The organism is Rhodococcus sp. AD45-ID (genome assembly GCF_003023755.1).
In the GTDB taxonomy this organism is placed as follows: Bacteria; Actinomycetota; Actinomycetes; order Mycobacteriales; family Mycobacteriaceae; genus Rhodococcus_F; species Rhodococcus_F globerula.
In genome coordinates, this window is sequence record NZ_PYHL01000001.1 from 3,232,350 (window position 1) to 3,257,813 (window position 25,464).

At 63.1% G+C, this 25,464-nt stretch carries 15 protein-coding genes; 6 read left to right on the plus strand and 9 right to left on the minus strand.

What is annotated here, in order from left to right; translation table 11 throughout:
• Window positions 1–27: 27 nt before the first annotated feature.
• Window positions 28–5,034: a polyketide synthase Pks13 gene (gene pks13 / locus C7T36_RS14835; protein WP_045066349.1), complete on the plus strand. Its 5,007-nt coding sequence runs from the start codon at window positions 28–30 to the stop codon at window positions 5,032–5,034.
• Window positions 5,031–6,572, plus strand: a complete 1,542-nt coding sequence (locus C7T36_RS14840; protein ID WP_045066350.1) for an acyl-CoA carboxylase subunit beta — start codon at window positions 5,031–5,033, stop codon at window positions 6,570–6,572. Before pks13 ends, C7T36_RS14840 begins: the two co-directional genes overlap by 4 nt.
• A 62-nt stretch (window positions 6,573–6,634) precedes the next feature.
• Here the strand turns inward: C7T36_RS14840 and C7T36_RS14845 are convergent, their stop codons facing one another.
• Window positions 6,635–7,567 carry a LysR family transcriptional regulator gene (locus tag C7T36_RS14845; protein WP_045066351.1) on the minus strand — a complete coding sequence of 311 codons (933 nt, stop codon included), beginning with the start codon at window positions 7,565–7,567 and terminating at the stop codon, window positions 6,635–6,637.
• A gap of 74 nt (window positions 7,568–7,641) precedes the next feature.
• Here C7T36_RS14845 and C7T36_RS14850 point away from each other — a divergent pair, with 74 nt between their 5' ends.
• On the plus strand, window positions 7,642–8,571 hold the full coding sequence (locus C7T36_RS14850) for an EamA family transporter (RefSeq protein ID WP_045066354.1): 930 nt from the start codon (window positions 7,642–7,644) through the stop codon (window positions 8,569–8,571).
• Here C7T36_RS14850 and C7T36_RS14855 read toward each other — a convergent pair.
• The 3 genes from C7T36_RS14855 to C7T36_RS14865 all read right to left on the minus strand — a co-directional run bounded on the left by C7T36_RS14855 (window position 8,568) and on the right by C7T36_RS14865 (window position 17,124).
• The gene (locus C7T36_RS14855; protein ID WP_375128800.1) at window positions 8,568–11,801 is read right to left on the minus strand and encodes an arabinosyltransferase domain-containing protein; all 3,234 of its coding nucleotides are present in this window, start codon (window positions 11,799–11,801) and stop codon (window positions 8,568–8,570) included. The two genes, C7T36_RS14850 and C7T36_RS14855, sit on opposite strands and share 4 nt — an antisense overlap.
• Window positions 11,802–11,941: 140 nt before the next feature.
• Window positions 11,942–15,223, minus strand: a complete 3,282-nt coding sequence (locus C7T36_RS14860) for an arabinosyltransferase domain-containing protein (protein ID WP_375128802.1) — start codon at window positions 15,221–15,223, stop codon at window positions 11,942–11,944.
• Between the two features lie 59 nt (window positions 15,224–15,282).
• Window positions 15,283–17,124, minus strand: coding sequence for a hypothetical protein (locus tag C7T36_RS14865; RefSeq protein ID WP_045066359.1), 1,842 nt, complete (start codon window positions 17,122–17,124; stop codon window positions 15,283–15,285).
• Window positions 17,125–17,477: 353 nt separating this feature from the next.
• On the opposite strand from C7T36_RS14865, the gene C7T36_RS14870 reads away from it, so the two are divergent.
• Complete coding sequence (locus tag C7T36_RS14870) at window positions 17,478–18,224, plus strand: MspA family porin (RefSeq protein WP_072782726.1); 747 nt, start codon at window positions 17,478–17,480, stop codon at window positions 18,222–18,224.
• Window positions 18,225–18,264: 40 nt separating this feature from the next.
• Here C7T36_RS14870 and C7T36_RS14875 read toward each other — a convergent pair whose 3' ends face one another.
• From C7T36_RS14875 to C7T36_RS14895, 5 genes are all read right to left on the minus strand, one after another.
• Window positions 18,265–18,882: an ANTAR domain-containing protein gene (locus C7T36_RS14875; RefSeq protein ID WP_095887651.1), complete on the minus strand. Its 618-nt coding sequence runs from the start codon at window positions 18,880–18,882 to the stop codon at window positions 18,265–18,267.
• A gap of 129 nt (window positions 18,883–19,011) precedes the next feature.
• Window positions 19,012–19,620: a TetR/AcrR family transcriptional regulator gene (locus tag C7T36_RS14880; protein WP_239654673.1), complete on the minus strand. Its 609-nt coding sequence runs from the start codon at window positions 19,618–19,620 to the stop codon at window positions 19,012–19,014.
• 101 nt (window positions 19,621–19,721) lie between these two features.
• On the minus strand, window positions 19,722–21,566 hold the full coding sequence (locus C7T36_RS14885; protein ID WP_045066362.1) for a galactan 5-O-arabinofuranosyltransferase: 1,845 nt from the start codon (window positions 21,564–21,566) through the stop codon (window positions 19,722–19,724).
• Window positions 21,567–21,657: 91 nt separating this feature from the next.
• Complete coding sequence (locus tag C7T36_RS14890; RefSeq protein ID WP_033235147.1) at window positions 21,658–22,419, minus strand: decaprenylphospho-beta-D-erythro-pentofuranosid-2-ulose 2-reductase; 762 nt, start codon at window positions 22,417–22,419, stop codon at window positions 21,658–21,660.
• Window positions 22,416–23,849 (minus strand): FAD-binding oxidoreductase, encoded by a 1,434-nt coding sequence (locus tag C7T36_RS14895; protein WP_045066364.1) that lies wholly within the window; start codon window positions 23,847–23,849, stop codon window positions 22,416–22,418. The genes C7T36_RS14890 and C7T36_RS14895 overlap by 4 nt, the downstream gene beginning before the upstream one ends.
• Before the next feature lie 64 nt (window positions 23,850–23,913).
• Between C7T36_RS14895 and C7T36_RS14900 the strand changes: the two genes are divergently transcribed.
• Entirely contained in the window at window positions 23,914–24,387 is a 474-nt protein-coding gene (locus tag C7T36_RS14900) for a GtrA family protein (protein WP_172936890.1), read from the plus strand.
• A gap of 83 nt (window positions 24,388–24,470) precedes the next feature.
• On the plus strand, window positions 24,471–25,445 hold the full coding sequence (locus tag C7T36_RS14905) for a PIN domain-containing protein (protein ID WP_045066365.1): 975 nt from the start codon (window positions 24,471–24,473) through the stop codon (window positions 25,443–25,445).
• The last annotated feature ends 19 nt before the right edge of the window (window positions 25,446–25,464 follow it).

Below are 25,464 nucleotides of genomic sequence, written 5' to 3' on the forward strand. Positions count from 1 at the left end.
CTTCATGATCGGTAGCTTGGTGAGTTGATGGTTGAACAAGATGGTGCGCAGGACAGTTCCGTAGACGTGAGCGCTACTGCTGACGCGAGCGGTGTCGACATGAGTGTCGCGCAGCTCCGTGAGTGGTTACGCAACTGGATCGCCGACGCGACCGGTCAGCCGGCCACGACGATCACGGACGATCGTCCGATGGAGGAGTTCGGGCTCGCATCACGTGATGCGGTTGCCCTGAGCGGCGACATCGAGGATCTGCTCGGAATCACACTGACTGCCACCGTTGCGTATCAGCACCCGACCATCGCGTCGCTGGCCACTCGGATCATCGAGGGCGAGCCCGAGACGCCGGAAGAGAGCGTCGACGCGTCGTACTACGCGCCAGGCGCCAGCACGGATGCCCACGACATTGCCATCGTCGGCTTGTCGACTCGTTTCCCCGGCGCCGGACATACGCCGTCGGAGATGTGGGAGATGCTGTCCGCGGGCCGCGACGGTATCAGCGACCTGCCCGAGGATCGTTGGGTCGAGTTCAAGTCCGATCCCGCTCTCAAGGCCGCGATCGAGAACGCCAACACCAAGGGCGGCTACCTCGACGACGTCAAGGGATTCGACGCGGAGTTCTTCGCGATGTCCCCGCTCGAGGTCGTCAACGTCGATCCGCAGCAGCGCCTCGCTCTCGAACTGACCTGGGAAGCGCTCGAGCATGCGCACATTCCCGCGAGCGATCTCAAAGGCAAGCAGGTTGGTGTCTTCATCGGCAGTTCCGCCAACGACTACCAGCTGCTCGCTGTCAGCGACCCCACGAACGCCCACCCGTACGCACTGACGGGAACGTCGACGGCCGTCGTCGCGAACCGTGTCTCGTACTTCTTCGACTTCCGCGGGCCGTCCATCGCGCTGGACACCGCGTGCTCGTCTTCGCTGGTCGCAGTGCACGAAGCTGTGCGCTCGCTGCGCAGCGGCGACTCCAACATCGCGCTTGCCGGCGGCATCAACATGCTGCTGGCCCCTCCCGGAACTCTCGGGTTCGATCAGATCGGCATGCTCGCTCCCGACGGCAAACTGCGCGCCTTCTCGGCTCAGGCACAGGGAATCGTTCGCAGCGAGGGCGGCGGACTTGTTGTGCTCAAGCGTCTCGAAGATGCCGAGCGTGACGGCGATTCCATCCTTGCGGTCATCGCCGGTTCCGCCGTCAATCAGGACGGCCGCTCCAACGGACTGCTTGCACCCAACCCGGACGCTCAGGCCGACGTGTTGCGTTTTGCGTACCGCGACGCCGGCATTCTGCCGAGCACCGTCGACTACATCGAAGCTCACGGCACCGGCACCGATCTCGGTGATCCCATCGAGGCCGACGCGCTCAGCCGCGTCGTCGGGCGTGGACGTGACGACAACAAGCCGGCACTGCTCGGCAGCGCAAAGACCAACTTCGGGCACCTCGAGGCCGCAGCCGGTGCTGCCGGACTGATCAAGGTTGTCCTGGCGATGCAGGAAAACAAGATTCCCGCGACGCTCAACTACCTGGGCCCGAACCCGCACATCGATTTCGAGAAGGCGCACCTGCAGGTGACGCCCGAGGCCATCGAGTGGCCCCGCTACACCGGCAAGGCCATCGCCGGTGTGTCCGGCTTCGGTTTCGGTGGAACCAACGCGCACGTCGTGGTGACGGAGTACGTGCCGGCAGCCGCTGTTGTTTCGGACTCCGATGCTGATCTGGATGTCGAGACTCTGGATGTCGAGACCGAAGCTGCCGGTGTTCTTGCCGACGCAGCGCAGTCGATGGGGCTCGTCGAAGACCAGACGGTTGTGCTCGCGGTTTCCGGCGCATTGCCGTCGCGTCGTCGCCGCGCGGCCGCTGATCTGGCGGACTGGCTCGAAACCGAAGAGGGCAGCACGACGCCGCTGGTGGATGTCGCGCGCACACTCTCGCGCCGTAATCACGGCCGCTCACGCGCCGCCGTTGTGGTCAAGACTCGTTCCGAAGCCATCAGCGCCCTGCGCGCCGTTGCTGCCGGAAAGCCCGCTGCCGGTGTGTTCTCCGCCGACGCACCGTCGCCCAAGGGGGCGGTGTGGGTGTTCTCGGGCTTCGGTTCGCAGCACCGCAAGATGGCCAAGCAGCTGTATCTGGAGAACTCGGCGTTCAAGGCAGCCGTCGACGAGGTCGACGTGCTGATCCAGGACGAGGCCGGGTACTCGGTGGCGGAGATGTTCCTCGACGATTCGTTCGAGTACAACGTCGAAACCGCTCAGGTCGCGATCTTCACCATTCAGGTCGGCCTGGCCGCGCTGCTGCGTCATCACGGCGCCGACGCCGACGCTGTTGTTCCGCACTCGATGGGTGAGGCTGCGGCGGCCTACGTGTCCGGTGGCCTGAACTTGGAAGATGCTGTCCGCGTTATCTGTTCGCGTTCGCGTCTGATGGGCGAAGCCGAGGGCGCTCTGGTCGGTGACGACATCCGCCTGATGGCTCTGCTCGAATACAGCGCGACCGAGATCGAAGCGCTGCTGCCCACGTATCCCAAGCTCGAGGTCTGCGTGTACGCGGCGCCGACGCACACGGTGATCGGTGGACCACAGCCCGATATCGAGGCAATCGTCGCCGCCGCTGAGGCCGACGGCAAGATGGCTCGCGTTCTGCAGACCAAGGGTGCAAGCCATACGTCGCAGGTAGATCCGCTGCTCGGCGAACTGGCTGCCGAGTTGGCCGGTATCGAAGCGTCGACATTGAAGGTGGGCGTCTACTCGTCCGTCGATCAGGACACGTTCTACAGGGCCGGCCACGAGCCGATCCACCAGGAAGCGTACTGGGTCAAGGGACTGCGCCACAGTGTGTACTTCACCAACGCGGTGCGTCTGGCAGTTGCCAACGGCCACACCACGTTTGTGGAACTTGCTCCCAATCCGGTGACCTTGATGTCCGTCGCCGCAACGGCATTCGATGCCGGCCTGCACGACATGCAGCTCATTCAGACGCTCAAGCGTAAGGAAGACGAGTCCGTCGGCGTGCTGTCGGCTTTGGCTCAGCTGTACGTTCACGGTCACGCTGTGAATCTCGAATCTCTGCTTCCCGCAGGTGAATTCGCAGTTCTGCCGCGCACTGCTTTTGTGCGCAAGCCGTACTGGCTCGACATTCGGGTCAATGCGGGCGGCTCGGGACGCGTTCCCGGTTCGCACGTTGCCCTGCCCGACGGCCGCCACGTGTGGGAAGCCGACGCATCCGTCGTCTCCGACCTGGCCGCTCTGGTGACTGCCGCTGCAGCTCAGGTTCTTTCGGATGTGACGCTCACCGCGGCCGTCCCGCACGGCGAGCTTTCAGGCGCCGCGACGGTCACCACTACGCTCAACCCGCACCCGGGCGGAGCGTCGGTGCAGGTGCATGCCCGCGAGAACGGCTCCTTCCGGTTGCTGTTCGACGCGGTTGTCACGTCGGGTGAGGCTTTGCCCGAGCTTGTCGTCGCCGCACCGGCCCGTCCGACGGGCGCTATGGAAGCTCTTGCCGAGGTAGTCGAAGATGCCGGCGACAAGTGGGATCCCCACGGTTCGCAGAGCCTCGACGACCGTCTGAGGATCGTTGTCGCGGAATCCATGGGTTACTCGCCGGAAGATCTGCCGGCCGAGGTTCCGCTCATCGAACTCGGTCTCGATTCGCTCATGGCGATGCGCATCAAGAACCGCGTCGAGTACGAGTTCGACATTCCGCAGTTGCAGCTCCAGGCAGTCAAGGATGCAAGCCTGCTCGAGGTCAACAAGTACCTGCGCTACGCCATCGAGAACCGCGAAGAGGTTCAGGCGATGGCCGATCAGCAGGCTGCCGAAAAGTTGGCGGCGGATGCCGGCGACGTCGAGGTGGTTTCGGCGTCGGCTTCGGTTGAGCTCCCGGTGGAGATGCCTGCTGCCGATCCTTCCCGTGCGGGCACAGCGGACGACGCAGGTTCCGACGTCCCGCCGCGAGATGCCGCTGAACGCTTGACGTTTGCGACGTGGGCCGTGGTCACCGGCAAGTCGGCCAAGGGTATTTTCAATGCTCTGCCGACTGTCGACGACGATCTGGCGCAGAAGTTGGCTGTCCGGCTGTCCGAGCGGGCCGGCGGCGAAGTCACCGTCGACGACGTACGTGGTTCCGGCACGATCGAAGACCTTGCGGACGTTGTGCGTCAGTACCTCGAAGACGAGGGCAAGATCGACGGTGTGGTGCGTATTCTGCGCGGCCGCCCCGAAGGTTCCACTGCCGTACCGGTATTCGTGTTCCACCCAGCCGGTGGATCCACCGTTGCGTACGAACCACTGCTCAAGCGTCTGCCTGCCGGCACGCCGATGTACGGGTTCGAGCGCACAGAAGGCCCGATCGAGAAGCGCGCCGAAGAATACGTGCCGTTGCTCCGTGAAATTCAGGGTGACGGACCGTACGTCTTGTGCGGTTGGTCGCTCGGCGGCGTGCTGGCGTATGCCGTCGCAGCCATCCTGCGCAAGCAGGGGGCCGATGTGCGGGTTGTCGGCATGCTCGATACCGTCATGGCCGGCGAGGACGTTCCGGACACCGCGGAGGAGCGACGGAAGCGGTGGGAGCGGTACGGAGCCTTCGCGAAGCGCACCTACAACCTCGATGTGCCATTGCCCGTGGATGTTCTGGCCGAAATCGAATCCGATGAAGATCAGATGCAGTTCCTGATGGACATGATCAAGATGAGCGGCGTCAAGATCCCCGGTGGCATCATCGAGCACCAGCGGACGTCGTTCCTGGACAATCGTGCTATCCAGACTGCGAAGTTCCAGAGCTACGACGGCGACGTCGTGATCTACATGGCAGACAAGTACCACGACGAACTGATGACGCTCGAGCCTGCGTTCAAAACCCGTAAGGCAGACGGTGGTTGGGGCAGCTACGTGAAGAACCTCGAGGTCGTCTACATCGGCGGGGATCACCTGCAGATCGTGGACGAGCCGTATATCTCGAAGGTCGCGGCAGACCTCACCACCAAGCTGACCCAGATCGAGACAGCCCAGACCAAAGCAGCGGAAACCGGAGTTCAGAAGTGACGACAACCACCGCGGAGAAGCTTGCTGAACTCCGCGAAAAGTTGGAGAAGGCAAAGGAACCCGGCTCCGCCCGGGCCATTGCCAAGCGCGACGAGGCAGGGCACAGCACGCCCCGTCAGCGCATCGACATGCTTCTCGATCCAGGCAGTTTCATCGAGATCGGCGCGTTGGTCAAAATGGCGGGCGAAGGCAATCCGTACAGCGACGGCGTCATGACCGGACACGGAACCGTCGACGGGCGCCCCGTCGCTGTATTTGCGCACGATCAGACGGTGTTCGGCGGCGCTGCCGGCGAGATGTTCGGCCGGAAGGTCGCCGCTGTCAACGACTTTGCCCTCAAAGTGGGCTGCCCGGTCGTCGGCATCAACGATTCCGGTGGAGCCCGAATTCAGGACGCGGTCTCCTCACTGGCGTGGTACGCCAACATGGGTTCACGTCAGGAGCCTTTGTCCGGCGTGTGCCCGCAGATTTCGGTGATTCTCGGAAAGTGTGCCGGTGGAGCGGTATACGCGCCGATCAACACCGACGTCGTGGTTGCCACCGAAGAGTCCTACATGTTTGTCACCGGCCCCGACGTCATCAAGTCGGTAACCGGCGAAGAGGTCAGCCTCGACGACCTCGGTGGAGCGCGCAAGCAGGCAGAGAACGGAAACATCCATCACGTCGCCCCGGACGAGAAGGCTGCGTTCGAGTGGGTGCGTGAGTACCTGAGCTTCATGCCCTCCTCATGGCAGGAGAAGGCGCCGCTCATCAATCCGGGCCTCGAACCCGAGATCACCGAGACGGACCTCGAACTCGATGCCTTCATGCCGGACGCGGACAACGCCGGCTACGACATGCACGACATCATTCTGCGGATCTTCGACGACGGCACCTTCCACGAAATCGGAGCCCAGGTCGCGCACAACGTGATCACCGGGTTCTCCCGCGTCGACGGCTTGCCTGTGGGCGTTGTCGCGAATCAGCCCACGTACCTCAGTGGTGCCCTCGATGCGGCGAGTTCCGACAAGGCTGCGCACTTCGTCCGCCTGTGCGACGCGTTCAACATCCCGCTCGTCTTTGTCGTCGATACACCGGGTTTCCTTCCCGGTGTCGATCAGGAAAAAGTCGGCGTCATCAAGCGCGGCGGGCGTTTCCTGTTCTCGTACATCGAAGCCACTGTGCCGAAGGTGACCGTGGTGGTTCGTAAGGCGTACGGCGGCGGGTACGCCGTCATGGGCTGCAAGCAGCTCGGCGCCGACATCAACCTCGCGTGGCCGACGGCACGTATCGCAGTAATGGGCGCCGAGGGTGCCGTCAACATCATGGGTCGGCGTCAGCTCGCCGAAGCCGGCGACAATGCCCCCGCTGTGCGTGCTCAGCTGATCAACTACTACAACGAGTTTGTCGCGACGCCGTACATCGCGGCTGAGCGCGGATACATCGACGCGGTGATCGAGCCCTCACAGACGCGTCTCGAAATCCGTAAGGCTCTGAAGTTGCTCAAGGACAAGACGATTTTCAAGAACCCGCGCAAGCACAACTTGATGCCGCTGTAACCGTTCAGTTGTCGCGGCCCGGTACTTCTTTCGAAGTGCCGGGCCGTTGTCGTTGAATTGTCCTAGTCAACCGTGTCCTGTGCCGTATCCAGCGCTGTATCCAGGGCATCGAACTGTTCACGCAGCGCCTCGATCGCTGCCCGCACAGCGGGCCGCTCGCTGTCGGTTCGCCAGGCTACATAGATATCGCGTCGCAGCGGCGGAAGTGTGTCGCGCATCCGAACACCTACCGGTGGTATCACTCTCGCGAGACGCGGAATCAGCGCTACGGCAAGCCCTTGCGCCACAAATTCCACTTGCGCGGGGAACTCGGCTACCTCGTAATCGATTCGTGGGTCGAATCCTTGTGCGCGCAAGACTCTGACGGTGAAGGTGTGGAAATCCGTGCCGCGCGTCCAACTCGCCCACGCGTGGTCGGACAACTCGCGCAGCGCAACAACCTTGTTCTCCGCCAGCGGATGTGACGCGGGGATGGCGACCACCGCGACGTCGTCGTACACCGGGGTGAACGAGAGTCCGTCAGGGAGTTCGATGGGCAGAGTGCTCCAGCTGTCGACCACAACAACATCCAGGTCGCGGCGGATGAGGGCGGGGAGAAGTTCCTCGGATTCGCCTTCGGTGAAGGTGATTTCGAGTTGAGGATGCGCGCGTTTGATCTCGGCGACAGCTTTCGGCAGCACCGTCCGGCTGGGAGAGACGAGTGCACCCAGGCGCAGTCGTCCCGTCACTTCGCTGTGCAGCGACGCGATTTCGGCTTCGGCCTGCGCGAGGACCGAGAGAACCTCGGCGGTTCGCCGGGCCAGGACGCGGCCCGCTTCGGTGAGCCGTACGCCTCGGCCTTGGGGAACGAGTAGCGCCACACCAACTTCGCGCTCGAGTTTGTTCAGCTGTTGTGAGATGCCCGACGGCGTGACGTGCAGAGTGCGCGCGGCAGCGGCAACTGATCCGTTTTCTGCGACGGCGTGCAGGGCACGCAGCCTTTCGAGGTTCAACACGGTAGTAATGCTACGCAATATGCGATCCGAATATTTGCTTGTGCTGAATAGTTAGCGGCAGGAACATTGTGGGAGTGACCACCTTGACCTCACCCACGCGCACGCCCACCCGAATTACTCAGGCTCGCTTCGATCCTCGACTACTGGTCATCGGCGGCGCCGCTGCTATCTCCGTCAGTTCGATTCTGATCAAACTGGCAGATGTATCGCCGTCGACGGCGGTCTTCTTCCGGTGTTTCCTGGCCTTGCCGCCGCTGGCCCTGCTGGCGTGGCGCGAGTATCGACGGGTGGGAATGCCAACCCGAAGGGCGCTGGTGCTGCAAGCATTGGGCGGCATCCTGCTCGGGCTGGACTTTGCTCTGTGGTCGCAGTCGATTCTCATGATCGGCGCCGGGATAGCAAGCGTCGTCGTGAATGTGCAGGTGATCGTGGTGCCCGCACTGTCCTGGCTGGTGTTCGGCAATCGCGTTCCGCTGCGCTTTCTGTTTGCGTTGCCCTTCATGTTCACCGGAATTGCCTTGGCGGGCGGTGTGTTCGGCGGCGCAGCGGCCGGGACGGATCTGCTGTGGGGAACAGTGCTGTCCCTGATCTCCGGAATCGCCTACGGCGGCTACATCTTCGTTGTCGGCCGGATCGGCGCGGCCGACCGTGCGGCGAGTCAGGTACTGGTGTCGACAGCCTCGGCAGGTATTGCCGGTTCCCTGATCGGATCACTGTGGGGGCAGATCGATTTCACCCCCGGCTGGGAAGCGTTCATCTGGCTGGCCGCTCTTGCTCTGGTCGGCCAGGTGTTCGGCTGGATGCTGATGGGCTATTCGCTACCTCGGCTGCCTGCGGAGGTGGGTGCGACGCTACTGCTCATGCAGCCGGTACTCGCCGTGCTGCTGGCGGTCGTTCTCCTGGGTGAACGGCCAAGTGCTGCGCAGCTACTCGGGTGCGTCGTAGTTGTCGGAGCGGTCTCGGCCGTCTCCGTACGTCGCACCCGAGTAGGTAGTGCAGGCTAGTGCACCCGCATCTCGCCGGGCATCCACATGCCCGAGCGGGTTGCGGTGCCTGTCTCTACTTCTGCGGGAACGGCATTCGGGAAGTATCGGTCGTAACGTTCGAGAGATCCCCAGTCGCGGGCCCAGTCGTTCTTCAGGTACGTCGGGACTGCGGTGGCCTCGGCCAGGACCTCGGTGAACCCGAGCGGCCCGCCGTTGTCCGCGGACTGCCACGTGTCGGTCGAACTGACAGCCAGTGGCCGGTCCGGGAGGATGCGGAAGTTCGGCATCTCCGCGACGCCGTTCACATGCGAGAACGGACGCTGGCACGGGAACTGAAGGCCGACAGCCCAGTCCAGCAGAATCGGCTGCTCGCTGCCGAGGTACGAGTTGAGTGACTCGAGCTTCGGCACGCGCGGCGGCGTGAACGCCATCCACTGATCGCCGGTGAGGTTGGGATCGAAGGCAACCACGCGGACGGCGTCGGCGTCGGTGGCGAGTTCGTCGATCGGGATACGAACGTTGCGCCACGACGGCGCCGGCCCGATGTCGCGGGGCATGTACGAACCCTGCAGTGCCACTGTCCCGTCCGGCTGCGTCTTGCCGTACTCGACCAGCAGTGACTGGCCGTAGGTCACCGCTCCGGTGTTGTCGACGGACCAGACGCGTCCGGCCACCGACATGACAACGAGCGGAGATTGTTCACTGCGAGCGGGTAATTGATACCAGCTCGAGATCAGTGACGCCGGTTCCTGCACGCCGGCCTGGTAGCTGCCCATGATGGGCGTAGTGGCCGGGTCGAGGCCGTAGGGGAGTTTGGCGGTGGACCCGTTGACGCCGATATTGCCGGTGCCGCCGCTGGTTCCGGAGTCCGAACCGGTTTCGAATGTGGGGCCGACGCTTTGGGTGTCGGTGTTTCCCATGCCCTGCTTGACTTCGATGTAGTCCGCGGTCAGATCGGTGGGAACACCGTTGGCGGAGAAGCCCTTCGCCTCTTCGCCGGCCAAGGGGTCTTCGGCATTGAATCCAGGGCCGGGGATGGGCGCCAGGTTGCCGGAGTTGACGTCGGTCTCGGCCAACACGTCTTCGGCCATGCCGCAGGTTTTTCCGGCGAGGGCTTCGATGTTGCTACGGCCCAGTGAGTATGCCGGGTACTGGGAGACGGCGCCCTTGAGGAGAGAGAGGACTTCGAAGAGCACCATGAGGCCGGCGATCACGGTCAGAGGTGCTGCGGCAAATTTTCGAATCCGCTTGCCCTTGACGGTGTTCGGCTTTTCCGGTGCCGCCGCAAATCCCTCACGCAGGTACTGCCAGGCCGCGACGGCCAGAGCGAGCCCGAAGAGTGCGAGGAACAGGGTGTTTGATTCGTGTCCGCTCAAGGAAACAGTCTTGTCGAACCACGGCACACCGTAACTCGAGACATACCAGTAGCCGTTGATGCCGGCAAAGGTCAACGCCAGCATCAGGAGCAGGCCGGCCACGAACACCGAGCGGTTGCGGCGCGATCGCAGTGCCGACGCGGATACTGCAACAGCTGTCAGTGCCGCGAGCGAACCGGCGATGCCGGCGTACGCACCGAAGTGGTGAGTCCACTTGGTGGGGTTGAACATCATGAAGAAGATGGTGCCGAAGACAACTCCGACCAGACGCCACGACGGACCCGTAGCGGCGCCGGGAACCCGGCCGCGTCGGAGCAACACGAAGAGCGTCGTGAAGAGGCACAGGATCATCGTCAGGAAGGCGAATCGGCGGGCTACCGAGCCGTCGACCGTGTCGACAAAGAGGTAGTAGTACCGCAGGAAGTCTTTGTACCACTCGAGATTCGGTCCGATGATGGTCCGGACTCGGGTGGCCTCGAGAACGCCGGCCAGCGTCTGATCAGCAAAGATGACGACAAGCACCAAGGTTCCGGCCGCCGCGATCGGTGCAAGCAGTGGCAGTGTGCCGACCTCACGGTGACGCTTCACGACGATTCGGATGAGGGGCCGGATACCCGCGAGAAGTGCTGCGATACACATCAATCCGGTGGGGGCAGCAGCGAGGGTAAAGGCGCCGATCAGCACTGCAACGGCAGCCGGGAACAGTCGGCCGGTCGCGATGGCGCGCTCGATGGAGCACCACGTCAGCAGGGCGCCGAGCGCGACGATGGGCTCGGGTCGCAGACCGTTGTTGTAGGCGAGCCAGAATGCGAGGAAGACCATCCCGCCGGTCCACAGCGCGACGTTGCTCCGGCGGACCGCACGTCCGAGGCGTGGAACAACTTCACGGCTGATGACCATCCAGCACAGGATTCCGGCAATCAACGCGGGCAGGCGCATGAACGGGCTGGCCGTCGAGATCTTGGCCATCACCGCCAGCACGTCGTAGTACCAACCGAACGGGGCTTCGGGGACGCCGAACCAGCGGAAGTAGTTGGCCATGTATCCGGCGTCGGGAGCAACGCGGGCCATGGTGAGGAGATAACCGTCGTCGGAGGTGTTTGCGCCGATGAAGTGCCACAAGGTCAACGTGCCGACAACAACGCCGTCGAGTCCGGAGAACTTCCACCAGCGTGCGGGGAGGAAGCGGCGGTGAGTGCGGCCGTCGATTCCGTCGAGCTTGGCGAGGGCGATCAACGACACGATGGTGGACAAGACGGCCACGATCATCGCAACCAGCTTGAGCGTCGTCGGACTGGACGAGAACCGGGAATCGACGGTCATCGAGAATCCGAGACCTTCGGGGGCCGCGCCGTCGGGGAGGTCGCTGAAGACACCGACCACCTGGGGACGGAAGTCGCCGTCGAGTTGTCCACGAACGGGGTTGCCGTCGGGGTAGGTGAGTCCCTCGAATGCTGCGGCGGTCCGGTCGACGTCGGAGTTGAACGTGATGGCGTTGCAGCGGCTGGACTCGACGTCCTCACGCGAAGCCGACGCCACGACGACATTGCGGTCAAGGACGTCGACGTTGCTTTCGGACACACGCACGAACATGGAACTGAGGGCCGCACCGTCGCCCTGAGCGGGGGCCGTGGACATGAGGATGCCGCCGCCCGAGGGAAGGGAGCCGACAGCGGTGCAGGGTATCGACGCGTTGACGTCGATGGGGACCTGAGCCATCAAGGGTGCCTCGACGTCGCCGATCACGCCGTTCTGCGGCCAGTTGACCGCTGCCGTCGTCTGCACCACAGGAAGAAGCGGGGTGGCGAGTGCCAGAACAAATCCGATGAGGCCCGCGATTATCGCGATCAATCGCGTTTGTCGGAAGCGCATCCGTGCATCCGGACGGGATGGCGGCGAACTCGGAGTTAAGGGTGGCACTGTGGCGACGTCTGGCACGGCTACCGATGTTATGCGAGTGTTACCCGTGGACCTACCGTGCCCGGGAGGTTTGGTAGGTCCACCGGTAACAGTTATGACTGGTAACGAATCGGACCTGGTGTCCAGGTGCCCGAACGGGTCTCGGTTGTCACGTCGATCTGAGCGGGTTCCGCCGCCGGATCGAGCGGTGTGTACTGCTCGAGCGAACCCCAGTCGCGATCCCAGTCGTTGTCGAGATACGTCGGCAAGGTGCGGGCTGCGAGCAACTCACTGGTCCAGCCGAGCGGACCGCCGCCGTAGTGGTCCTGCCAGGCATTGGTGGACTCCGCACCGATGCGATCGGGAAGGATGCGCCAGTCCGGAACTTCGGCCACGCCGTAGAGATGATCGACCGGACGTTGGCACGGGAACGCAAGACCCACAGCCCAGTCCATCAGTACCGGATCGGTGGATCCGACGACGCTCTGCAGAGTGCGCATGTCGGAAACCCGCGGCGGGGTGAGTGCAACCCACTTCTCGCCGCCGATGTCGGAGTCACTGGCGATCACACGCACGGTGTCGGCATCGGCGGGGAGCTGATCCATCGGGACACGCAGGTTGCGCCACGACGGAGACGGGCCGATATCGATCGGATCGATCTGGCCGAGCGCTGTCACGCTGCCGTCGGCCTGCGTCTTGCCGTATTCGACGTGGACAACTGCACCTGGTGTGACGATGCCGTCGGTGTCGACGTAGCGGATACGCCCGGCGGCAGCGATGGTCAGCAGCGGCGCCGCGTCACTGCGCTGCGGCAAGGCGTACCAACCGGTGGTCAGGGAAGCGGCTTCCGACGAGCCGAAGCTGCCGAGAACCGGAGTGGTCGCGGGATCGAGGCCGAACGGGAGCGCAACGTTACTTCCGTTGATTCCGGCCGTCGACGCCGATCCGCCTCCGGTACCTGCGCCCGTTCCCGGGGTGGTGGTGCCGTTTGCCGACGTGGTGGTGTCGAGGCTGTTGGCGCTGCCGGCAGCCTTGTCCTCGGCATCTGCGGTCAGGTCGCTCGCCACTCCGTCCGGGGTGAATCCTGTTGATTCGGTTGCCCCGAAAGCGCCTGCGCCTGCCAGGTCGGCGGGGCGGTCGATCAGCTGCAGAACACCGGTATCTGGATCGGATTCGACCAGGACCTCACCGGCGAGGCCACAAGTTCCGCCGAAGACGGATTCGACGTTGGATTTGCCGATCGAGTACGCCGGATACTGCGCGACCGCGCCCTTGACCAGGGACAACACCTCGAACAGCACAACCGCGCCTGCCGCGATCGTCAACGGGGACGCTGCGAGCAGGCGAGCTGTCCGGCCGTTGTTCTTCTTCGGAGTCGACTTCTCGAGGGGTTCACGAACGTGGAACCACGCAGCCAGCAGCAACGCGAGAATCGTCAGGCCGAGGAACGCGGTGGAGAAGCCCTTGCCGGCGATGGACGGCGGCTTGTCCCACCACGGGACGCCGTAACTCGAGACGTACCACCAGCCGTTGGAGCTGGTGAACGCCACGGCCAGGATGAACAGGATGCCTGCGGCAAAGAGCGCGCGGTTCCGTTTGGAACGCATGCTCGACGCGCTGACTCCCACCGCGGCGAGCACGGCCACCGTTGCTGCCAGCCCCGCATACACACCGAAGTGGTGAGTCCACTTGGTCGGCGTGAACTGCATGAGGAGCAGCGACGCGAACACGATGCCCAGGATCCGGCGCGACGGCCCGATCGCGGTGCCGGGAATCCGGCCCTTCCGCAGGATCAGCATGACGCAGAAGATCAGTCCGACGATCATCACGAACATGCCGAAGCGGCGTGCCAACGAGCCGTCGGGGGAGATGGTCATCAAAGCGTCCCAGCGAACTCGTTCCTCGAACCACGGGACGTTGGGGCCGATAGCTGTTCGCACCCTGGTCGATTCGAGCACCGTTGCCAACGTCTGATCGGCAAAAACCGCAACAAGTACGACGGTTCCGGCCGCGAGGACCGGCATGATCTGCGAGAAGAATCCCACTCGTTTGCCGCGGGCGATCAAGATCTGCACGATGGGGCGCGCCCCGGCGAGCAGTGCACCGATCGCGATGAGTCCCGACGGGCCGGCAGCGAGGGAGAACGCGGCAATCAGCACCGCAACCGCCGCAGGCAGCAAACGGCCTGTGGCAACGGCACGTTCGATGGAGCACCACGTCAGAAGAGCGCCGAGCGCGATGATCGGTTCGGGACGCAAACCGTTGTTGTACGGCAGCCAGAACGCCAGGAACACGAGGCCGCCGGTCCAGATGGCAACCTTGTTGCGGCGCACCGCAACACCGAGCCGCGGGATCACCTCGCGGCTGATCACCATCCAGCACAGGATGCCGGCGATCAACGCGGGCAACCGCATCCACATGCTGGCAGTGCTCACCTTGGTGAACGCCGCGAGGACGTCGTAGTACCAACCGAACGGCGCCTCGGGCACGCCGAACCAACGGAAGTAGTTGGCCATGTATCCCGAATGTTCCGAAACCCGGGCCATGCCGAGGAGGTATCCGTCGTCGGACGTGTTGGCGCCCACCACATGCCACAGCAGGAGCGTTCCGATGACCAGGCCGTCGACGCCCGTGAATTTCCACCACCGCGCCGGGAGGAATCGTCGTGCGCGTCGGCCATCGACGCCGTCGATCCGGTGCAGCGCGTACAGCGAGACGATCGTGGAGAGTGCCGCGACGATCATCGCAAAGAGTTTGAGAAGTGTTGGGCTGGAAGAGAATCGGGAGTCGATGTCCATGTCCACGGACAGGCCCGCCGGCGGAGCGCCTTGCAGATCGGTGAAGATGCCGACAACCTGCGGACGGTAGTCGCCGGTCAGGGTTGTAGTAAGGCCGTCGATTCCGGTGACGGTGGCGACGGTCTGCTGGTAGTCGCTGGTGATGGTCAGCGCGGTGCATCCGGTGAGTTCGCCCAATGGCGCCGAGATCAGGACCGATTCGCGGGTGATCGCCTCGAGGCGATCCGCGGTGGTCCGAACGGTCAGGCCGCGCGCATCGCGGTCGGGCGCACCGTTCGGCATGGTCGAGACCAGCGTGCCGCCGTCTTCGCCGAGTTGGCCAAGTGCGGAGCACGGGATGGTGATGTCGAGGGAGGTCGGGGAGTAGGAGATCAGCGGCGCCGAGACGCTGTTCAACGACCCGTCCTGCGGCCAGCTGACACTTGCTGCCTTCTGATCGACCGGGAGGAACGGGGTGGCGAGCGCCAGCAGCATGCCGAGCAGACCGGTGACGATCGCGATGATTCGTGCCTTCTGCACCCGTTGGGCATCCGACTCGGGGCGAGCGTCGGGGCCAGTGGGCGGAGACTGTGGGGGCACTACTACGTCAGACGGCACAAGGAACGATGTTAGGCGAGTGTCGCCCGTTACATCCTGAGAGACGACTTAAGGAAGCGCTACTTGTTGGTCGTCTTACCGCTCACGAGGTCACGGACGTCCCACACCCAGACGTCGTCGACCGAGGTGGCGTCGAAGCCCACCAGAGCGTTGACCGTCTGACGCAGCGCGTTGTCGTTGCCTGCTTTCGGGAGTACCAGGACGTCGGCACGCCAGAACCGCAGGTCGGTGAGGGCGTCGGCGCGGGTGGTGGCGTCGACAACGGGGATCTGACCGGTCTCGTTGGTCTTGACCAGAAGCGACGACGTGGGGCGGAACTCAGCCCCGTAGATGCCGCCGCGGGTAATCGAATGAGGGCCGACGAAGTAGCCGCCGGCGATCGGGAAGCCGAAATCGGCATCGATCTGCCAGCGCATGGCCCGCGCTTCTTCACCGCTGGACACGGGAACCGACACGAGGCTGCCGTCGCTGACGTAGTTCTCCCACGATCCGCTGGTGATGAACTTCGGGGTGTCCGGGCGTTCGACGGTATCGATGCGCGTCGGAATCAGGACAACCACTGCGAGCGCCAGCACCGCCAACCACGCGCCGGGCAATATCAGGCCAGGGCCGCGAGAATTGCCGCCGCGGGGATTACGAAGCTCCACCAGTGCGCGATACGTACCCAATGTCAGCAGCAACCCGATGGCGGGAATTGCACCCATGGCAAAGCGTGACTCCAGGACCGACTCGAACAGCGGCAAGTGGGCCAGGAACTTCCAGGGCAACGTGATGCCGGTGTGATCGCCCTTGTAGACAAGCTCGGACCCCAGTGACAGCACGCCCATCGCGACGATAACGGCCGCAGCGGCGCGAGTGAGCTTCATCTTCCACAGCCATACCGTCGCGAAGAAGATCAGAATTACGATCGGCCAACCGAAGTACGAGTTCTCCTCGGTGGGGTTCATGCGGTACTCGGCGCCGGTCTTGTCGCCGCCCACCGATTCGGTGGGGAGGGTGGTGAACGCGCCGAAGTCGGCTCCCGCCTGGCCGTGGCCGACGCCGTCGTAGCTTGCGGGGCCGAAGAACTGTGAGTAGAGCGGTATCGCAGTGATGAGGATGGACACGATTGCGCCGACGGCCAAGCCGGGCAGGCTGCGCTTGATCGCAGCCCGCGCTCTCGGAAGATCCGAGAGTGCGTACACCGCGCCGAACACCATCGCGGACATGGTGAAGATGAGGAGTGGTTCTTCGCCGAGGAAGATCTGCCACGCCATGAGCAGGCCAAGGACGACGCCGTCCCTGACCACATTGGTTCCACGTGAAACGCGGATAACCTGCATGAAGATGAACGGAATGACAAAGAAGGCCACAAAATTCGGGTGACCGTTTGCGTGCGAGATCATGGCAGGGGCAAATCCGCAGAACCCGCCACCAATTGCGGCCGCACACTTCACCCGAACAGAAACGCCCGTCAGCACATGCCGAGAAAATGTCCAGTACCAGGCGATTGCGGTACCGGCCAGGCCTAAGGTCAGCCCGATCGCATAAGTCGGCGTCGGCCCGAAAAGCAAGGTGAGCGGCGCCAGCGGCATGCTGATGCCGAACATCGCGGTATTGGCCATCAGGTTCACACCGAGCGGATAATTCAGCAGGTCGCTGTACAACGGTGTGCGGAACTGAGAGAGCGCGTGCGCGGTGTCGGCGAAGAACCATTCCCACATCGACTGGTCGCGGCCCGCGTTGACCAGATAACCGGACTCCAGGTTGCGCCAGAGATTCGACATCACCCAGAACGCCGCCAGGACAAAGAGCACCATGATCGCAAGATCGACCATCCGGCCACGGCTGATAACTGAACGGACCCGCCCTGGTGTCGCCTCGACCAGCTGTTGTTGAGGTTCGGGCAGAGTCTCGGTCATGCAGTCGGCGCCTTTCGGATGAAACCAATCTCGGTGGTTGCCTCGGTGGTTGTCTCGGCGGCTCCTCGGTGGTTACGAGGTACCCGCTGAAGGTATCGATTCGATAACTTATCCCGCCAGCGTAACGAACGATGGCCTGGAGACCAGCCTGCAGCTGCGCGAGCAGGCCGTATTCGGGGCAGTTCAGGCTCGCTCGTGCCTCGTTCGAGATAACCGGTCGGTCGAGTTTGGCGCCTTTGTGACATGGGTACCTCGGAGGTGTCCTGCTCGAATTCGTGTACCCCGAATTCGTTCACACAGCCCCGACGGATCGCGTTCTCGACAAAGCGGGAACCCATCGGGGTCACAACCTGATGGGATGGTGCTTGTGCATGACGAACACACGGGTTTGCGGCGGCGCAGGGGGTAAACGCGCAGCGAGTAGGAACAAGGCTCGTAACGGGGCTCGCATCGGGGCTGTCGGGGCAGTGGCCGCCCTTGCCGTCGCGTTCGGCAGCACCAACGCGTCGGCGGGAGTCGACAACGCGAGTTCGATCACGGACGTCAAGGGAAACCGCATAGAAGTCCTGCAGATGGACACAGCCATCCACACAGTCCCGCCGCTCGACAGTTCGCCACTGAGCGTCGAGTTCTTCCACGACGGCGTTGCGTCGGTGCGCATCGACGGCCCAGACGCGGACAGTTTCACCGGAACCCAACTGACGATCGGCTACCAAATCGGCTACCCGATCGCGTTGACCGGTGCCACGGTTGTCCTCAACAGCCCCGGACTCGACTGGGGCGTGGAGAGCGGAACCAACCTCGGAATCGGGTTCATTCCCGAACCGGCTCTGGGACTCGACATCTCGAATGCATTTGTACTCGGTGGAGACATCATCCCGTCACAGGAACTTGACGTGGATTTGGCGCCGGGTGGAATTACCGACGTGGAGTTGCTCGAAGATCAGACATTCGACGGCCGCGAAGCGACGGTGCGGATGCAAGGAATCCACGGATACGTGCAGGGTGCTATCGGTCCGGTCACCATCCGGCCGTACGCAAAGGCCGTGACATCCAATGGGGACACGGTCGTCACATACGGAGCGCCGCAGAGACTTTGACTTTAAAGGGCAGAGGCTTTGATCGTTACGACTCTCACCGTCACGCTGCAACAGTGTGACGGTGAGAGTTGTTGGGAGCCTGCGTATTCGACCGGTATTCGGTAGGGATCGACCGGCGGTGAGTGCGGGAGGCGCGGACGGCCTTCATTGCGAGTGCCACCGCCGCCCACGCCGTGCATGCCGCCGTCACAAGAAGTAACAGCGCCCAGTCGTGGGCAAAGAATCCCACAATCGCAGCGATGGTGAACGCCAGCGACACAAAGACGATGCGACCGGCAAGATCTGTCGAGAGCAGGTAATCGACAGCAGGTTCGTCGGCTGGGTGACTTTCTACCTCGGCGTCGTCGGTGTCGTGCGCGTGCAGTGTTTCCCGGGTGGGGAGATCCAGAAGTGCACCCCACTGCGCCGCAGCGACGGTATGCGGTAGATCCTTCGGAAGGCTCTCAGGTTCACGTGTCTGCGACACGTCGATAAGAGCCCGCGCCAAAGTGAGCACCGCGATCCGATGCTCTGTCGCAACACGGAGCAGCTCGTGAAATGCCTGCTCGGGGCCGTATGGCTTACCTCGCGCAATGACCAGAGTGTGCTCTGCTGCGTCCAGGATCGCGCGATGTGGAACCAATTCGTGACTCTGCGCAACGAGTTCGCTCAATGTCATCACCTGCCCCGCCACGATGGGTGCGCAGTTGTCATGTCAACCGCGTCGTGAAGCAGTCGAATACCCCGGTGGTGGCGAGGACAAACTCGACCCCTGTCTGACTAGGGGTCTAACTGGGGCCGGGTGTGATCAGGGTTGGGGTGCCGGCGCGTTCAACGCACCGAGGCAACTCTCGATCAGATCGGCCACGATGAGCTTGGCTTGTGCAGGGCTGTGAACTCGTCCTTCCCAGGTAGCAAATGTCACGATGGCCAAAACGCTGAGTGTGCCCGCGCGAAGATCCGCGATATCGGCCGGCAACTCCGACGCCGACGCAATGCGCTGCTGAACGTCGCGAAAGGTCGCTGCCTGCAGGTGGTCCCGGATGACCGTCGACATTCCCGGATCGAAGATGGACTGCACCAGAAAGCGCGCGTACAAACTGTGCTCACGTTCGATCGTCTGCTCGGCCAACGGCAGCACCGACGCTTCCACGAGTTGGCGCATGGTCGGCGGTTGCTGTGCGACGTCGATCGCGTTGAGGAGATCGTGTCGGCGCTCCGCAGCCGGCTTCATGCGTGACTCGATCACCGCGGACAGCAAGCCTTCGCGTGAACCGAAGTGGTACTGCGCTGCCGACTTGTTTGCCTGCCCAGCCTCGATCTGGACGTCGCGCAAGGTCAGTGCTGCTAAACCGCGCTCCGCCACCAATCGCTCGGCCGCATCGATCATGGCCGTGCGGGCATCGGTTTTTGTCACGTTATGAAGTTAGGGGTGCGGAGGGGGCGCGTCAACGACCGTCACCGGCAAGCCGACTGTGAAGAATATCCCGTTTGTTTACTGTTATCGGGGGTACCGCGTCAGTTGCGGGTGACAACCACGAACGGTCCCTGCTCGGTGATCGTGAAGCGAGGATCGTCGAACAGCTCCTTGGGGAAGGTGACCGTGTACCGGCGGACATTGGGATCGTTGGGGTAGACGTCCTCGGCCAGGCGCAGGGTGTATCCGTCGGCGCCCTGGCGGAAGACAAATGCGTCGGGACTGCGCCACGGTGCGGCATCCAATGCGGCAATCAACTCGTCGGGTGTCTCGAGTTCCGACCACTGCTCGATCAGCTCCGCGCGGGCCCGGAAGTCTGCCAACGGATTTGCGTAGTGCGACGTCAATCCTTGGAAACCGAAGTACGGGTAGAAGCTCAGGAAGCCGATATCGGCTGTCAGGACCACCAGATCGTGGGGCTCGCGGCCCAATTGTTCGCGGATGATGCGGTCGATGTCCGCGTAATTCGCTTCGGCTCCCGGCGGACGCTTGTCTCCGCGCTCGCCGTTTCCGTCGGTATCGCTGTATGCCACAGCGATATCCGGTGCCAGCACCTGCGGGATGTTCTGCGCAAAGGAAATCGCGCCGATGACGCCGAGAGCAACGAGTACTGCTTTGACCCGCGGATTCTCGCTGGTGGCCAACACGATCCAGCCGGCGAACTCGAAGAAGCCGAACACACCTGCCGCGGCGAGGAGCCCGATCAGAACCGGCTCGAGCCGGAATCCGAGAAGAGTGCTGCCGGCAACCGTGAACATCATCGACAACAGGGCCCACAGGTACACGGCGATCACGCCGATACCCAGCGCCCGTGCCCTGCGTGAGAACAGGAACCGGGAAATCAGCCAGATCGTGCCCAACATGCACAGCGCGCCGACGAGTGAGAAGTGCAGCATCGGGAAGGGGAGTACCGCGCCGGAATCCGGGAGGTAATGCATAGCGGTGCCCGACTCGGCGGGAGCGCCCGAGAGCGCTTCGAGCAGGTAGGGAGCCCAGACAGTCAGAGCGACCACGCCGGCGATGACGGCGATGACGACCAGTCGGATCAGTGGTCCGAGTGCGGCTTTCCAGGTGTTCTGGGCGCGGGCTGCGAGAACCGCCGCGACGATACCCATCAGTGTTACCGCAAACGCGGCAAATCCGAGGTACAGCGTGTAGACAGTCGCTGCGTATCCGAGGAACAAGCCGGTGCCGAGAACTGCTCCCGCTCCGGCAAACCGGGACGAACCCGGGCGATCGAGGGCGCCCCAAGCGAGGATGAGCACCGGCGGGATCAGGAGGTTGACGACGGCGCCGTACGCCTCAGGGGAGTTGTACGCCAACACAACCGCGGTGACGGCCAACGCGGCGACTACCGCCCAGTCGCGTCGAATGAGCTTGGTCCACAACACGAGTGCAATCACGGCGACAACGGCGATCGAGCCGATCGCATAGGGCTTGAAGGCTTCCCAGCCGTCCATGCCCAGCAGATTTGCGACGCGTCCACCGACCCAGAACCAGCCGGCCGGGTAGAACGGCGGGAGATCTACATACGTCATGTCTTGCAGCGCAGCGGAATCCGTGAGCCGAGTCAGGTATTCGGTGCGGAATTGTTGATCGACCGAAACCCCGTGCAGATACAGCGTGGTTGCGGCGAGAGGGAGTCCGAGTGTTGTGGTGACGAAGCCCGAAAGCCCCGCCCACGAGAGGAGCTTTGCAGTTCGCTGCGCTTTGCGGGCGCGGAACATCAGCACGGCGACGCCGATCACGGCGATACAGACAACCTGCAAGACCGTCGTGACGGCTTGAGTGGTATTCGACGACGTGAACGCCGGCCAGTCGACCTGGCTGAACGCGAACAGTCCGACAGCGGCGACGACGACCGCTACCAGTGCCGCGAGCGCCATTTCCACCACCGTCGCCGCGGCATTACGCCACGGCGACGGGGAGGCAGTTGTCAGAGCTGGTTCAGCTGTTGTCTGTGACACGAAAAAGAGCTTAGACGGGCAGCTTCCGGAAGATAGGTCGCGGCACGTGGCGCAGAGCCATCATCACGAAGCGGAACGGGCCCGGGGCCCAGACAATTTCCTTGCCCTTGTCCGACGCTGCAACAGCAAGCCGCGCGACGTCTTCCTTGTTGACGGTCAGGGGTGCTTCCTTGACGTGGGCGCTGAACTTGGTGCGCACCATGCCCGGTCGAACCACCGTTACGCTCGGGCCGAACTCCGCCAAAGCCTCGCCGAGGCCCAGATAGAAGCCATCGAGACCGGCCTTGGTGGAGCCGTAGACGAAGTTGGCGCGCTTCACGCGCTCACCGGCAACCGACGACATCGCAATGATCTTGCCGAAGCCCTGAGCCTTCATCTTCTCGCCGATCAGCACGCCGACGGAGACTGCCGCGGTGTAGTTGACGTTTGCGACCAGGACAGCCTTGCGCTGGTTCTGCCACAGCTCCTCGGCGTCACCGTCCAAACCGAACGCAACGATCGCGACATCTACGTCGCCGCCGGCCCATGCCTTGTCGATGACGTCGGGGTGGCTGTCGAACTTCACAGCGTCGAAGTCGACGACCTCAACCTTGGTGGCGCCCTTGGCTTCGAGGCCCTTGACCGCGGCATCGGTGCCGGGATCGCCGGGCAGCGTCGCCAGAATGATGCGCAGCGGCGACTTCTTCAAGTACTCCTCGCACATCGCGAGGCCGATCTCGGACGTTCCACCGAGAAGCAAAACAGTTTGCGGGTTACCTACAGCGTTGATCACAGTTCCAGCCTTCTGGACATATCGGAGGCGAAAACGCCTGTGGGGTCGTACTTTCGGCGCGTCGCCATCCACTCGTCGATGCGCGGGTACATGGAATGGAAGGTCTCTGCGGACGTCCGTGAATCCTTGGCCGTGTACAGGCGTCCGCCGAATTCGAGGACTCGCTTGTCGAGTTCGGTGACAAATTCGTTGAGGCCCGGCTTGATGCGGAAATCGACGCAGATGTTCCAACCCGGGATCGGGAAGCTCAGAGGAGCCTGATTGCCCTCGCCGAACAGCTTGAACACATTCAGGAACGAGTGATGACCACTGCGCTGAATGTCGACGATGATCTTCTTGAACTCTTCGACAGCCTCCGGCGGAACCACGAACTGGTACTGCAGGAATCCGTTGGATCCGTAGGCGCGGTTCCACTCACCGAGCATGTCGAGGGGGTGGTAGAACTGCGTCAGATTCTGGGCCTTGTCGCGGTACGTCGCGGACTTGCGGAACCATGCCTCGGTCATTGCGCCGAAGATCAGCTTGTTGCCCAGCCCATTGGGGAGTCCGTTGGGAACGGTGAGAAGTTGGGGCGCGTCGAACCGGAGCGGGTCCTTCTGCAGCTTGGTCGGAAGCTGATCGAGCTTTGCCAGACTGCCCCGCGAAATAGCTGCGCGGCCGAGCTTCGGCGGTGCGGACATCGCGTCGAACCATGCGGATGAGTAGGTGTAGTTGCCTTCGCTACCGTCGCTGTGGAAGGCGATGGTCTCGTCGAGGCTGTTGGTGACGTCGCCGTCGGCGATGAAATATGCCGTCTCGGTCGGCGTCATCTTGATGGTGGCCCGCAGGATCATGCCCGTCAGGCCCATACCGCCGATCGTGGCCCAGAACAGCGCAGCCTTGGGATCGTTGCGCCCGCCCTTGGGGGTGAGGGTGCGAACCTTGCCGTCAGCCGTCAGCAGATCCAACGACACGACGTGGTTGCCGAAGCTACCCGCGCTGTGGTGGTTCTTGCCGTGAATATCGGAACCGATGGCGCCGCCGATCGTGACCTGGCGCGTACCTGGCAGCACGGGAACCCACAGGCCGAACGGCAGAGCAGCCTTCATCAGCTGATCCAGGTTCACCCCGGCGTCGACGTCCACCAAAGCGGTGTCACGATCGATGCGATGAATACGGTTGAGCGCATTCATGTCGATGACCAAGCCGCCTGCGTTCTGCGCCGGATCACCGTACGAACGGCCGAGACCGCGCGCGATGACACCGCGTCGCAAATGCGACGGCTTGGACTCGTTCTTCTCCGCAACCTGGGCGACCGCACTTGCGATCACTTCCACGTCGGGGGTGGACAACACCTGTGCGGTGGTGGCGGCGGTGCGTCCCCAACCGGTGAGGGTGCGGGCTTGGGTGTGGAGAGCCTGCTTGGGCGTCTCTTCTGCTGTCGTGGACATCAACGTAGAGGTTACCTGGGAGTAGAGCCGGACGACTTGGGCTGGAGTCGTTACGCTCGTCGTCGTGCCCGAAACGCCTGCGAACCACCAGCACGAACCCCACGTCCCTCTGCCGGTGGAGATTCCCGTCACGACGGACCTCGCCGATGACGCTCTCGACCTGAAAACGCAGATCGTCCGGTTTGTTGCGACGGGCGGGTTGTCGGCGATCGTGGACTACGGGCTGTATGCGCTGCTCCACGCGTTGGGGCTGTCGTACACCGCAGCAAAAGCTCTGAGCTTCGTTGCCGGTACCACCACGGCGTATCTGATCAATCGCCGGTGGACGTTCAAGGCCGAGCCGTCGCGCGCCCGGTTTATCGCTGTTGTCGTGCTGTACGCGGTGACCTTTGCCGTTCAGGTCGGGCTCAACGCAGTGATGTTGCATGTGCTCGCCGACGAATGGTGGCGCATGCCTCTGGCGTTTGTCATCGCGCAGGGCACCGCAACGGTCATCAACTTCATCGTCCAGCGAGCTGTGATCTTCAATATCAAGTAAGAGTTGCAGCAATTAAGGGCTGTGTGAATTAAGGGCCGCGTGAATTGGCGCATTCGTCCCGTTCTTGAGGGAGAATGCAGGTCATGATCATCGTCCTCGACTCCTCCGCCTTGGTCCGCGGCGCACGGTTCGACAATTCCGTCGCCGACGCCAAAGCTCGCGGACTCCGCGTTGTGGTCCCGCGCCTCGTTGCCCTCGACGTCGCAAATCGCTACCGCAAGGAATCCGCGGACATGATCGCCGCTCTCAGCGTGCAAGCGCGGATGTACGACCGACTCGGTCTACGCCGGGACCTCACCCGATTCATCGACGCCGCCCACGACAAAGCGGACAGCTATGTGCAAGATCTGGTCGACGATCTGCAGGGAATCGGCATAGAGGTCATCGACCCTGTCGACGTGCCGCACCTACTTATGGCCGAACGCGCGATAGCGATGCAACGGCCGTACGTCGACAAGAAAAAGCGTGACGGCTACCCCGCGACACTGAACTGGTTGACCCTGCTCGATCTGGCCGATCGGAATCCCGGCACCGAAATACTGTGGGTCAGCGATGACACACGGGCGTTCGGTGACACGCAGGAAGCGTCGTGGCATCCGGATCTACTGCGCGAACTCGACTCACGTTGGTTGGACAGCCGCGTCCGATGGGCGCTGGAATTCCCCGTCTTCGACGGGCCGGCGCAGGTTGAGGCGACGTTTGTTGAGGAGCGGGTTGTCTTGCCGGAGCTTGTCGAAGTGCCCGAGCCTGTTGAAGTGCCCGAGCCTGTCGAGGTGGCTGAGGTTGTGGTGCGCGAGGTTGTCGTTCGCGAGGTTGTGGAAGTCGCTGAGTCGGTTGGATATGCCGCGCCGGCTGCTCCTGTTCCTGCTGCGCCGGTGGCACCCGCTCCTAAACCGGTACAACGTGCAGCCCGCACCCGCGTTGCACCCCAGCGCATTCCGCCCGCACCCAAGCCGACGTCCGGTGGACTACGCAACCTCGGGAAAGTGATCGGTGGGCGGAAGCGAAAAGTCACTATCGTCGAAGATCTTGACGAAGTCGACCTCGCCGGAAACTGACCGCCCTTAATCTAGGCGG

Bases quoted from the DNA above. Each gene is read 5' to 3' on its own strand.
- pks13 (WP_045066349.1), top strand. From the start codon at position 28: ATGGTTGAACAAGATGGTGCGCAGGACAGTTCCGTAGACGTGAGCGCT.
- C7T36_RS14855 (WP_375128800.1), bottom strand. From the start codon at position 11,801: ATGCGCTTCCGACAAACGCGATTGATCGCGATAATCGCGGGCCTCATC.
- C7T36_RS14865 (WP_045066359.1), bottom strand. From the start codon at position 17,124: ATGACCGAGACTCTGCCCGAACCTCAACAACAGCTGGTCGAGGCGACA.
- C7T36_RS14870 (WP_072782726.1), top strand. From the start codon at position 17,478: ATGGGATGGTGCTTGTGCATGACGAACACACGGGTTTGCGGCGGCGCA.
- C7T36_RS14875 (WP_095887651.1), bottom strand. From the start codon at position 18,882: ATGACATTGAGCGAACTCGTTGCGCAGAGTCACGAATTGGTTCCACAT.
- C7T36_RS14885 (WP_045066362.1), bottom strand. From the start codon at position 21,566: ATGGCGCTCGCGGCACTGGTAGCGGTCGTCGTCGCCGCTGTCGGACTG.
- C7T36_RS14895 (WP_045066364.1), bottom strand. From the start codon at position 23,849: ATGTCCACGACAGCAGAAGAGACGCCCAAGCAGGCTCTCCACACCCAA.
- C7T36_RS14905 (WP_045066365.1), top strand. From the start codon at position 24,471: ATGATCATCGTCCTCGACTCCTCCGCCTTGGTCCGCGGCGCACGGTTC.